This is a genomic window from Reyranella sp. (assembly GCF_050185545.1).
In the GTDB taxonomy this organism is placed as follows: Bacteria; Pseudomonadota; Alphaproteobacteria; order Reyranellales; family Reyranellaceae; genus Reyranella.
This window is the reverse complement of record NZ_JBFWZI010000213.1, coordinates 1-10,771: the sequence shown is the minus strand read 5'-3', so window position 1 is coordinate 10,771 and position 10,771 is coordinate 1. Positions and strand designations below refer to the sequence as shown.

Genomic DNA, 10,771 nt, shown 5'->3' with positions numbered 1-10,771 from the left:
TCGACTTCTGTACCCGCCTCGAGCAGGCGGGATCAGGCGCAGTGGCCTTCTTCTACTATGCCGGGCACGGCATCCAGCACGACGGTACGAACTATCTGCTGCCGGTCAAAGCCGAGATACCGTCGAGCCGGCATCTGCCGGCGGGCGCGCTCCGGATCGACGAGATCGTGGCCGAGCTGGCGCGCATGCCGCGCAAGGCCAACGTCATCGTGCTCGACGCCTGCCGCAACAATCCGTTGCCCAACATGGCAGTGTCCTCGCGAAACGTGACGCAAGGCCTTGCGGCGCTGAAGCTGCCGGCCGAGGGCATGCTGGTGGTCTACTCGACGGCTGCCGGCGAGGTCGCCGAGGATGGCGACAGCGACCGCAGCCCGTATGCCACGGCGCTGGTCGAGGTCCTGCCCGGCCTGCTCGAGCGAGGCCGACGCATCCACGACGTTTTCGTCGAAGCGGCCGACCGCGTGCGCCGGGCCACGGGCGGCAAGCAGAAGCCAGCCCTCTATATGCACGGCTCGCTACCTGCGCTGGAAGAGCCGGAAGCACGCGTCGGCGACATCGCCGCGTCAGAACGCGAGGTGCCTGCGTCTGCGCCGACGTCGCGACGGCAACGGTGGAGGCGGCCGCTGGCCTGGACAGTCGGCGTAGTGGCCGCGCTCATGGCACTTGGGTGGGCGACGCTGGCATTGGAGAGCCGGCCGTTCTCCGCTGCGAGACAGCTCATCCGGGAAATGACAGAAACCCGGTGGGAGCGATTCAGGTCAATGCTCGGCGAGGAGTTCCCAGCATCGATCACACCGTCCGGATATCGCTTCGCCCATCTCGGCGGCTTCTGCTGCGTGACCTCGAACGACGAGGGTTACGGCATCGAAGCCCGCGGCAGAGACTTCTTCATCCGCGACGATCTTCCGAAACCCGCGTCGAAGGAGCCGTTCAACTCATTCGAAGGCTACAACTACATTTTTTTCACCGACGCCGGCCATGCTGCGAGGTTCAAGCTTGCGGACATCAAATCGGCCGACCTCTTGAAGGTGATGCTCGGCACCGAAGAAGAGGCCACCCAGCGTTTCAATGAGCGGGCGTGGCGCGGTGCGATGTCAGTGACCGTCACGTCGTCGCCCGAAGGCTCCAGGGAGTTGCCGTGCTACGTCGCCGATACGTTGATTGGCTGCCTGGCGCGCTCGCCCAACCCGCGCGTGCTCTATCATCTGATGCTGCAGGAGCCTGCCCTGCGCACGGCGCGGACCGACGAGGCTCGTCAGAAGCTCGTCCAGGCGCGCGTGCAGAAGGAGGCCGGCCTGCTGATGCATGCGGCCGAGGAGCACGTGAGGTGGGCAGAACGAATGGCCGGCCTTTGAAGTCGGGGAGAACGTCGTCCCGGGACCGGGAATGGGCAGGTGCTACCGGCGATTGAGCCTCGCAAGATCGTCTCGCCGCTATCGCCGCCAGTGCCACTGTAGCTTATACTCGCGGTGAATTGGCGGGACCATGGCGTCACGATATTTCGGTTCTGGAGGAACGGAGCAGCGACAGGAACAGGATGGCGGCACGGAAGGACCCGTGTCGTCCGGCGACGAGAGGCGCATGGCGTTGCTCGTCGGCAATGCCCACTATTCGCAGGGTGCGCTTTCCAACCCGGTCAACGACGTCCGGCTGGTGGGAAACGCGCTTCGCGGGCTCGGCTTCACGGCCACCATTCTCGAAGACGCCGACAAGCCCACGTTTCACGGCGCGGTCATCGATTTCTGCACTCGCCTTGAGCAGGCGGGATCAGGCTCGGTGGCGCTGTTCTACTATGCCGGGCATGGCATCCAGCACGAAGGCACCAACTATGTGCTGCCGGTGAACGCCAGCATTCCCTCGAGCCGGCATCTGCCGGCCGGCGCGCTCAGGGTCGACGAGATTGTCGCCGAGCTGGCGCGCATGCCGCGCAAGGCCAACGTCATCGTGCTCGACGCTTGCCGCAACAATCCACTTCCCAACATGGCGGTGTCCTCGCGTGACGTGACGCAGGGCTTGGCCGCGCTGAAGCTGCCGGCCGAGGGCATGCTGGTGGTCTATTCCACCGCCGCCGGCGAGGTGGCCGAGGATGGCGACAGCGACCGCAGCCCCTATGCCACGGCGCTGGTCGAGGTCCTGCCCGGCCTGCTCGAGCGGGGCCGGCGCATCCACGACGTTTTCGTCGAGGCGGCGGACCGGGTGCACCAGGCTACGGCCGGCAAGCAGAACCCCGCCCTTTATATGCATGGTTCGTTGCCGCCCCTGGTGGCGGTGGAGCGCAAAGAGGCGCGCCACGAAGCGGTCGACAAGCCGGTATCGGACGGCGGGATCGACAAGCCAGCGGTGAGGGAAGGCGAGATCGGCAAGCCGGCGGTGGCCGGGGATACGATCGGCGCCGTGCCCGCGCCGCGACCAGGGCCGCCAGCACGGCGCCGGCCGTGGCGCAAGCTGGTGATCGGGGCGTCCGGGATACCGCTGTTCGTCGGGGCGTTGTCGCTGGCGTGGTACGGCTGGGTTCACTACTCATCGGCGCTACTCGGCACGGTATCCGGCGACGCACCGGAACAGGCACGCCAGGATCTGGGAACTCTCCTCGCCAGCGAGTTTCCCGCCACGGCCACGCCCCTCGGATACAGCTTCCGCCACGTCGAACCGTTTTGCTGCAGCGAGGAAGAGGAGAAGCGCCTCGGTATCGAGCGCTACGCGCGGGTCTATTTCATACGCGATGGCCTTCCCCAGAAGCCCAACACCTGGTTTTCCACGTGGGAGGGGCTCAACTACATCGTCTTCACCGATGCCGATCACGCGTCGCGATACACGCTCGCCAATCTCGACTCCCTCAATCTGATGAAGATGATGTTGGGGGACGATGACGAGATCGCCAAGAAATTCAATGAGCGAGCGTGGCGCGGCACCATCACGGTGCCGATCAGCTCGCCGTCAGGACCACCGCAGCAGCTGCCCTGTTACGTCGCCGATACGTTGATCGGTTGCCTGGTGCGCCCGCCCAATCCGCGAGTGGTCTATCAGCTCCTCCTGCAGGAGCCCAAGCTGCGCGACGCGCGGACCGACGAGGGTCGCCAAAATCTCGTCAAAGCGCGGGTGCAGAAGGAGACAGGCCTGCTGATGCGCGCTGCCGAGGAGCACATCAATTGGGCCCGACGAACAGCCGGCTACTGAGAACATTCGGCAAGAGTCGCCGTCACAACCGGATCATCGCCCCATGACCGCTATCCCCAATCTCTATCTCAAGTGGCGCGCCTTCCGCGAGCTGGCCGACGTCAACGATCCCGACAACTGGATCGGCAACCACGTTTTCAAGACCGAGGATGGTGCCCAGCGCTTCTCCAAGCTGCTGCGCGGCGATCTCGGCTGCTCGCCGGTGATCGCCCAGGACCTCACGCGCTTCATGAACGACTGGATCGGCGTGGCGCGCTCGCGGGCCGAGAAGGGGGCGGCGACCGACGGCGCCGCGGCGCCGGCCCTCGAGCCGGCCGATCTCGAGCTGCCGGTGCTGAGCTTCGTGACCCGGCTGCTCGGCGCCCTGGGCGGCGCCGCGACCCGCAACCTCGATCGTGCCCACCAGGCGCTGCTGCGCGACATGACCCTGGAGCCGCCGCGCGGCCACGACAATCCGCGCCTGGTCGTCGAGCGGTTCTCGGCCAGCCGCTCGTTTGGCGCCGACGTCCAGCCGTCGGGCGGTACCGGGCCGCTGGTATTCGAGGTGGGCAAGCACAAGGGTCAGCTCGCGGTGATCGCCGCCAAGGGCGCACCGGTCGCGGCCTACACTTTCTTCACCCGCGATCCGGCGCCGATCGGAAAGCATCTGTGGGACCTGAGCTGGGGCGAGACCATGCTCTGGCTGCCGGCTCCGATCGTACCGACCCTGAGCGATGGCCGGCTGCTGCTGCTGCGCCAGGCCGAGCCGGTCAACCCGATGCCCGGCCGCTTCATCGTGACCTGCGCGCTGGTCTGGCAGAAGGAAGCGATCGCGCGGCTCGATCCGCGCGGAGCCACCCCGTCGGCCGGCATCATGGACGAAGCCGAAACCAGCCGATTCCTCACGAATCTCAGGCGGTTGACCGAGGATAAGCTGCGCAAATGGACCGGCGCGGTCGCGGTCGCCCAGGCTGAATATGTCGTGAAGGCCTGAACATGGCGGCCGGCAGGCCAGGCGGCAATCGCCGGCAATGGCCGGCAATCGCAACGGGAGGGGTGCCTTCGTATCTTCCGCCCGCAGCTGGCAGGTGCCGGCCGGATGGAGACAGATCACCATGAAGAACATCATCCTTGCTCCCGCGATCGTCATCGGATGCGCCGTCATCGGCGCCATCGTCGGCGCGCTCTATTTCGCCGCTGTGCTCGGCGTGCTCGACTGGATGGTCAGTGTGGCCACCGCAGCCGACAATCTCGGACGCCGCGCCAGCTTCCCCGCCTTTGCCTTCGGCGTACCAGCCGGGGCCGTGATGGGCGGTCGTCTGGTCTACGCCTTGCTCGAGACGGAAGAGACCTATGCGAGCTTTGCCGCATTGATCCTGGCGGGGCTGGTTGCCCTGCCGTGCATCGGGTTGCCGCTCTATGCCTCGGCTTGGCCTGCGTTCAAGGTACTGGTGCTGGCGAGCGGCAACATGGCGTCGATGGCCGTGGGATACGCGTCGATCATGGGTGTCGTTGCCCTGGCGCTCGGGTCGAACAAGCTGATCGACGCGCACACGGTTCGCCGCACGTCCTCTTCCCGATAGGTCCAGCCATGAAAAAACTCGCCATTGCCGTTTTCATGCTCGTCGCATGCGTAGCCGGCACTGTGATCGCCGCGGCGATCTACTTCACCGCCGCCTTCGGCGCACTGGGCTGGCTCATCGATGCGACCGCGTACCGGATCGGCGACGCGGTCGGCTCGACCACAACGGCGCTGGGCTTCCCGATGGGCGTGATCGTGTTCGGCCTGCTGTTCTGGGATCGGCTTGTCCGCGACGACGGCAGGCCGGACTGGGTAGCGCGTGTCGTGGTTTTCGTGATTGGCGTGCCCTTGGTCGTGGCCCCGCTGTTCCTGGCCGGCATGATGGCGCTCGACGCGGTGGCCCGCTTCAAGGCGCTCGGCTTCCTGGCTGTCGTCGGTTTCCTGGCCGTCGTCGGCCTGTTCGAGCGGTGGACCCAGAAGCGGGCGTGAGAACGCCGTTCGCCCCATTCGTCGCAACTGAAAGAGGTCGTCGTGATTTCTCGCAGGTTCGTGATGGCCGGTCTGCCGGCCGCCGTCCTGGCGCATGCGCCGCTGGCCCACAGCGCCACCCGTTGCACTGCTGCCGATGCACGGGGCTATCAGCAATGCGTTTCCGGGCTCGAGATCGGCAAGATGGAGACGGTGCGGCAGCGTTGCCGCGACTGGTGCTGGGCCGCCTGCATCCAGGCCGTATTTTCCCTGCAAGGCCGCGAGACGGCGCAGGAATGGGCCGTCGAGAAAATCTTCGGCAGCAGCAAGTGCCGGGTTGACGGCGACGGCGCGAACGCGCCGCAGATCATCCGGGCGATCAACGGCGAGTGGATCGACCAGTACGGATTCAAGTTCCAAGCCGCCGCCGAGGTGCTGCCCGATGCGGCGCTGGTCGTATCGACCAGCGTCCCGGGACAGGGCGGCAGCCAGGCCACCGACATGGCGACGCAGCTTTTCTTAAACGACGGCGCCAGGCAGCTGGTGTCCGAACTCGATCGCGGCCGTCCGCTGATCATCGGCGCCGTCGGTCACGCGACCGTCCTCACCACGGCGAGCTACGTCAAGGACCGCTCCGGCCATATCAAGCTCACCGAGCTCACTGTGCGCGATCCCTGGCCCGACAGTCCGAATCGTCGGACCCTCGCAGCCGACGAGGTGCGAGGGGCCTTTTTCGTCGCCCGGGTATGGGTCCGGTGACCACGCCGGCCGGCGCGGCACCGCTGAACATCTGGTCCCGATCGGACGAGGAGATCGGGCGCCTGATGTCGCACTTCGCGCATACGCCGTTCGTCCTGGACGGCGTGACCTTCGGGTCGGTCGAGGCGTTCTACACTTGGCTGATCGTCAGCCCGGCTCGGCGACCCAAGGTGGCGCCGCTGTGGGGCCGCGCGCGAAGCACGTGGCGCCGCGCCGGCTGCCGGCGCACTTCGATTACCATGGCCGCACCATAGGCTTCGAATCGCCCGAGCATCACCTGCTGATCCTCGAGGCCAATCGAGCGAAGATGGCGGCGCATCCGGAAATAGTCGAGGCGTTCATGGCGACGGCGTCGCGCCCGATTGTCCACGAATTGCCCGACAAGGACGATCGCCACGACGTGTTCTGCTGGATCATGAACACGCTGCGCGACGAGCTGGTGGCGCAGCGAGTTCTTGCATTCGCCGCGCCGAACGAGCGTCGATAGCGGGGCGCCCGTGTCGACAAGTTGCATTGTCGAGAAGCTGCACTGGTCCCGGCGGTAAGTGCAGGTCTACGGTCCCGCCATCATGTTGCTCATCGGGGTCAATCGCTCGCCCTACACGCGCCGCTCGGGTGGGGCTGGGCCGATGGTGTTCGAGGTCGGCAAGCACAAGGAACAGCTCGCGGTGATCGCCGCCAAGGGGGCGCCTGTCGCCGCCTACACCTTCTTCACCCGGGATCCCGCGCCGATCGGCAAGCATCTGTGGGACCTGAGCTGGGGCGAGACCATGCTGTGGCTGCCGCTCCCATCGTTCCGACGCTGAGCGACGGCCGTTTGCTGCTGCTGCGCCGGGCCGAGCCGGTCAACTCGATGCCGGGGCGCTTCATCGTGACCTGCGCCCTGGTCTGGCAGAAGGAGGCGATTGCCAGGCTCGATCCTCGCGGCGCCGGCCCGTCTGCCGGCATCATGGATGAGGCGGAAACCAGCCGATTCCTCACCAATCTGAGGCGGTTGATCGAGGACAAGCTGCGCAAATGGACCGGCGCGGTCACGGTCGCACAGGCAGAATATGTCGTGAAGGCCTGAGCATCGGGGCCGTCGCGCCCGGCGGCAATCGCCGGCAATGGCCGGCAATCGTGGCTGGACGGGAGCCTCCATATGATGCGTCCCGCGGCTGGCAGGGGCCAGCCGGAAGGAGACAGATCGCCATGAAGAACATCGTGCTTGCTCGCGTGATCGTCATTGGATGCGCCGTCCTCGGCACCATCTTGCTGCTCGGCAACAAGCCGAGTCAGGCGCAGCAGAGCCTGGGATCGTTGCTCGCCAGCGAGTTCCCCGCCGCGGCCACGCCCAATGGCTACCGCTTTGAACATGTCGAATCGTACTGCTGCATCGAAGACGAGGAGAAGCGGCTCGGTGTCGAGCGCTATGCGCGCGCCTACTTCGTGCGCAACGATCTCCCCTGGTCCAACCCCAACACGTGGCTCTCATCATGGGAAGGGATCAACTATATCGTCTTCAGCGACGCCGCCCGTGCATCGCGATACACGCTGGCTGACCTCGATTCCCTGGGACTGATGAAAATGATGCTGGGAAACGACGACGAGATCGCGAAGCGATTCGACAACCGGGCGTGGCGCGGCACGATAACGGTGCCGATATCTTCGATGTCGGGAGCAGCTCAGCAATTGCCCTGTTACGTCGCCGACACCCTGATCGGCTGCCTGGTGCGCTCGCCCAACCCGCAGGTGCTGTACCAGCTTCTGCTCCAGGAACCCAAGCTGCGCGAGGCAGGGACCGACGAGACCCGCCAAAATCTCGTCAAAGCACGGGTGCAAAAGGAGACCGCGCTGCTGATGCGCGCAGCCAATGAGCACATCAAGTGGGCGGAACGGGCAGCTGGCCGCTGAGGCGCGCTCGCGGGCGGAGAAGGGGGCGGCGACCGATGGTGCACCCACGCCGACGGCCGGCCGCCTCCGCTGCGTCAGGCCGAGCCAGTCAACCTGATGCCGGCGCGCTTCATCGTGACCTGCGCCCTGGTCTGGCAGAAGGAAGGGTGATTCTGTCGATAGTCTCCCCACATCCGTGCTGCTTTCCCCTGTCTCGGAGGGGAGGCGCGTCGCGGCTTTGGTCATCGGCGTGCCTCTGGTCGCGACCCCGCTGTTCCTGGCCGGAATGATGGCGCTTGATTCCGTGGCCCGCTTCAAGGTGCCCGGCTTCGTGGTAGTGGGGAGGCTTTCTGGCTGTCGCCGGTCTGATCGAGAAGTGGGTGCAGAAGAGGGCGTGAGAAGCGCAGTTCGTTCCAATTACCGCCGGCGCATGAGCACGCTGCGCGACGAGTTGGTCGCGCAGTAGGGCCTCGCCCGGCGCGCATGGCGGCGCACGGGATGCAGCGAATCGCTGTCGCGCCGCTTGGCCAGCAGCAAGGGTGCAAGGGCGTGCCCGATACCTGTCCGTTCGGTCTGTGAGACGTCGACTGGGTTCCCCAACTCGTCGATAGTTTTAGCTGGGTTGGCCAGAGAGCACGGGATTACAGTCTCGACAGAATGTTGCTCATCGGCGTCAATCGTTCGCCCTACACGCGCCGCGTCGCGATCACGCTTGCGCCATACGGGATGGCCTACCGGCAGCAGGCCGTCTCCGGCTTCGGAAACCGAACCGAGGTACGCGCGGCCAATCCGCTGGGACGCATTCCGGCGCTGGTGCTGGATGACGACGAGGTGCTGGGTCGACAGCGCGGCCATCATCGACCATCTCGACGAGATGCATGGCCGCGCACGGGCGATGACGCCGGCGGAGGGCGCCGATCGCCGCGCCGTCCTTCGGGTGGTGGCGCTCATGATGGGGGCATGCGACAAGCTTCTCGCGGCCGCCTACGAGCAGCGCACGCCCTGAGCGCCATCGATGCCATGATCGAAACGCCTCGCCGCTACCTGCTGCTGAACCGTCTGACGCAGGCCGACGTCACGGCCTTCATCGCCGAGCGCCTTGCGCGCCGTCGGTCTCGGCGTCGACACGACGACGAACGTGCCCCGCCTGCACGCCCTCGCCATGACGCTGCTCGAGGAATTGCCGTTCCGCGGGACAGAGGCTTAGGAATCAGATCACACCTTGGCGCTCACCAGAGAGAACATCGCGCCTTGCGGGTCGAGGCCCTGGACGATCCACTCGCCGCCGGGCACTTCCATCGGCCCGCTGATCACCGTGCCGCCGGACTGCTTCAAGCGTTCCATCGCCGCACCGATTTCGTCGACCCGGAAGTAGTACGTCCAGAACGGCATCGGAACTTCCGCCGGCTTGGTCATCATGCCGCCGATCGTGCTGGTGCCTGAATTGAAGAGCTGGTAGCGGCCCATGGCGCCCATATCGAGCGCGTCCGCCTTGGTCCAGCCGAACAGGTCGGCGTAGAACCCGAACGCCTTCTCGCCATCGACCGCCATCAGTTCATGCCAGCCGACGAGCCCCGTCGTAGTCGGGCCGGCGTCCGGGCGCGGCATCTCGGACAGGCCCTTGAACAGGGAGAAGGCCGCGCCCTGCGGATCGGCCACCATGGCGAACCGCCCGATGTTGGGAATGTCGGTCGGCGGCACGTGGATGGCGCCGCCGGCCTTGGTGACGCGCTGGGCGGTGGCATCGACGTCGTCGACGCCGACATAGCCGATCCACGCCGGACGCGCCCCGGAGCTGCAGGCCTCGGGCGACAGGGTCATCAGGCCGGCCACCGGCATCTCGCCGGTGAGGAACATGGTGTAGGTCATGTCGGGCTGGCTCGCATCCTGCGGCTTCCAGCCAACCAGCTTGCTGTAGAAGCCCTCCGCCGACTTGGCGTCAGTGGTCATCAATTCGTACCAGACGAAATTTGCAGCTACGAGATTCTCCCTGTCGTGTCGTGTGTCTTGCCGGTCAGATCCTGGCGACCAGCTCGTTGAGCTGGTCGGCGCACAGGCCCCAGCGCCCTCGTGAAAGCCCATCTTCTCGTGCGCCTCGCGATCTTCCAGCGTCCAGTTGGCGCACCGTGGCAGTGTAGCGCGTTTTTACGCCTTCCTCCTCGAAGGTGAGGATGACGGTCATGACATCGATTTTCTCCGGTTCAAGTCGTTGTTAGCCTGAGGACGAACGGGGCGACGCCGATCCGACACGCCGCGATGAAGATTTCGACTTCGGAGTTCCGACGCATGAGCGCTAGCATAACCATCTACGGCATCAAGAATTGTGACACGATGAAGAAGGCCCGGGCTTGGCTGGACAGGAAAGGCCTCGACTACGTCTTCCACGACTACAAGACGGCCGGCCTGACGCGGGAGCGCCTGCAGGACTGGTCCGCGAAGGTCGGTTGGGAAACCCTGTTGAATCGCTCGGGCACGACCTTCCGCAAGCTGTCCGACGCAGACAAGCAGGAGCTTGAGGAGCGCAAGGCGATCACGCTGATGCTGGGCCAACCTTCGATGATCAAGCGTCCGGTGCTCGAGGCCGGCGCCACGCTCCTGGTCGGCTTCAAGCCCGACCAGTATGCGGAGGCCCTCGACTAGAGGCGCTGGGCGCTCCAGTCATGGGCGCCAACTCTTCCCATCGACCTCGCTTCCTTGCTGGGACCGCGCCACTCCGATGGCGCTCATGGGATGTGTATTCACCAAGATGAGCGCCACTGGAGTGGCGCGGTCCTATCGCATGACGTCCATCCGGCAAACTTGGGCCTATGAGTGGTGCGCTCCCAGCGCTGCCGGCCGCCCCTCAGGACGGTGTGAGATCGACGCCGAAGGTGCGGGCGATCACGCCTGCGGCGTAGGCTCGGCGTCCCTCGTTGCCGTCGAGCCGCGAACCGTAATAGGTCGGAAGATGGAGAGGGCTGGTTGCGCCCAAGGCGTACCAGCGACGGCGGCGGT

16 protein-coding genes and 1 pseudogene are annotated in these 10,771 nt (G+C 65.8%); 15 read left to right on the top strand and 2 right to left on the bottom strand.

Annotated elements, in window-relative coordinates; all coding sequences use genetic code 11:
* From AB7O82_RS33080 to AB7O82_RS33015, 14 genes and pseudogenes are all read left to right on the top strand, one after another.
* Nucleotides 1-1,355, top strand: a 1,355-nt coding sequence (locus tag AB7O82_RS33080; protein ID WP_428551614.1) for a caspase family protein, incomplete at its 5' end; no start/stop codon positions are given.
* 226 nt (nt 1,356-1,581) lie between these two features.
* Nucleotides 1,582-3,177, top strand: a complete 1,596-nt coding sequence (locus AB7O82_RS33075) for a caspase family protein (protein ID WP_428551617.1) — start codon at nt 1,582-1,584, stop codon at nt 3,175-3,177.
* A 43-nt stretch (nt 3,178-3,220) separates the two neighbouring features.
* The gene (locus tag AB7O82_RS33070; protein ID WP_428551620.1) at nt 3,221-4,150 is read left to right on the top strand and encodes a hypothetical protein; all 930 of its coding nucleotides are present in this window, start codon (nt 3,221-3,223) and stop codon (nt 4,148-4,150) included.
* 37 nt (nt 4,151-4,187) lie between these two features.
* Nucleotides 4,188-4,739 (top strand): hypothetical protein, encoded by a 552-nt coding sequence (locus tag AB7O82_RS33065; protein ID WP_428551622.1) that lies wholly within the window; start codon nt 4,188-4,190, stop codon nt 4,737-4,739.
* Nucleotides 4,740-4,747: 8 nt separating this feature from the next.
* Entirely contained in the window at nt 4,748-5,167 is a 420-nt protein-coding gene (locus tag AB7O82_RS33060; RefSeq protein WP_428551625.1) for a hypothetical protein, read from the top strand.
* 63 nt (nt 5,168-5,230) lie between these two features.
* Nucleotides 5,231-5,905 (top strand): hypothetical protein, encoded by a 675-nt coding sequence (locus tag AB7O82_RS33055; protein ID WP_428551627.1) that lies wholly within the window; start codon nt 5,231-5,233, stop codon nt 5,903-5,905.
* Entirely contained in the window at nt 5,902-6,159 is a 258-nt protein-coding gene (locus tag AB7O82_RS33050) for a hypothetical protein (RefSeq protein ID WP_428551630.1), read from the top strand. The genes AB7O82_RS33055 and AB7O82_RS33050 overlap by 4 nt, the downstream gene beginning before the upstream one ends.
* Nucleotides 6,108-6,392, top strand: a complete 285-nt coding sequence (locus tag AB7O82_RS33045) for a hypothetical protein (protein WP_428551632.1) — start codon at nt 6,108-6,110, stop codon at nt 6,390-6,392. Before AB7O82_RS33050 ends, AB7O82_RS33045 begins: the two co-directional genes overlap by 52 nt.
* A gap of 82 nt (nt 6,393-6,474) precedes the next feature.
* A complete protein-coding gene (locus AB7O82_RS33040; RefSeq protein WP_428551635.1) occupies nt 6,475-6,711 on the top strand; it encodes a hypothetical protein in 237 nt (78 codons plus the stop codon).
* A complete protein-coding gene (locus AB7O82_RS33035; protein ID WP_428551638.1) occupies nt 6,681-6,974 on the top strand; it encodes a hypothetical protein in 294 nt (97 codons plus the stop codon). The genes AB7O82_RS33040 and AB7O82_RS33035 overlap by 31 nt, the downstream gene beginning before the upstream one ends.
* Nucleotides 6,975-7,096: 122 nt before the next feature.
* Complete coding sequence (locus tag AB7O82_RS33030) at nt 7,097-7,798, top strand: hypothetical protein (RefSeq protein ID WP_428551640.1); 702 nt, start codon at nt 7,097-7,099, stop codon at nt 7,796-7,798.
* A 217-nt stretch (nt 7,799-8,015) separates the two neighbouring features.
* The gene (locus AB7O82_RS33025) at nt 8,016-8,243 is read left to right on the top strand and encodes a hypothetical protein (RefSeq protein ID WP_428551643.1); all 228 of its coding nucleotides are present in this window, start codon (nt 8,016-8,018) and stop codon (nt 8,241-8,243) included.
* Between the two features lie 191 nt (nt 8,244-8,434).
* A pseudogene (locus AB7O82_RS33020) lies at nt 8,435-8,554 on the top strand (glutathione S-transferase family protein); the annotation flags it as partial.
* A gap of 43 nt (nt 8,555-8,597) precedes the next feature.
* A complete protein-coding gene (locus AB7O82_RS33015; RefSeq protein WP_428551653.1) occupies nt 8,598-8,783 on the top strand; it encodes a hypothetical protein in 186 nt (61 codons plus the stop codon).
* Nucleotides 8,784-8,992: 209 nt separating this feature from the next.
* Here AB7O82_RS33015 and AB7O82_RS33010 read toward each other — a convergent pair whose 3' ends face one another.
* Nucleotides 8,993-9,730 (bottom strand): VOC family protein, encoded by a 738-nt coding sequence (locus AB7O82_RS33010; RefSeq protein WP_428551645.1) that lies wholly within the window; start codon nt 9,728-9,730, stop codon nt 8,993-8,995.
* A 61-nt stretch (nt 9,731-9,791) separates the two neighbouring features.
* Nucleotides 9,792-9,959, bottom strand: coding sequence for an SRPBCC domain-containing protein (locus AB7O82_RS33005; protein WP_428551647.1), 168 nt, complete (start codon nt 9,957-9,959; stop codon nt 9,792-9,794).
* A gap of 104 nt (nt 9,960-10,063) precedes the next feature.
* Here AB7O82_RS33005 and AB7O82_RS33000 point away from each other — a divergent pair, with 104 nt between their 5' ends.
* Nucleotides 10,064-10,417 (top strand): ArsC family reductase, encoded by a 354-nt coding sequence (locus AB7O82_RS33000; RefSeq protein WP_428551650.1) that lies wholly within the window; start codon nt 10,064-10,066, stop codon nt 10,415-10,417.
* The last annotated feature ends 354 nt before the right edge of the window (nt 10,418-10,771 follow it).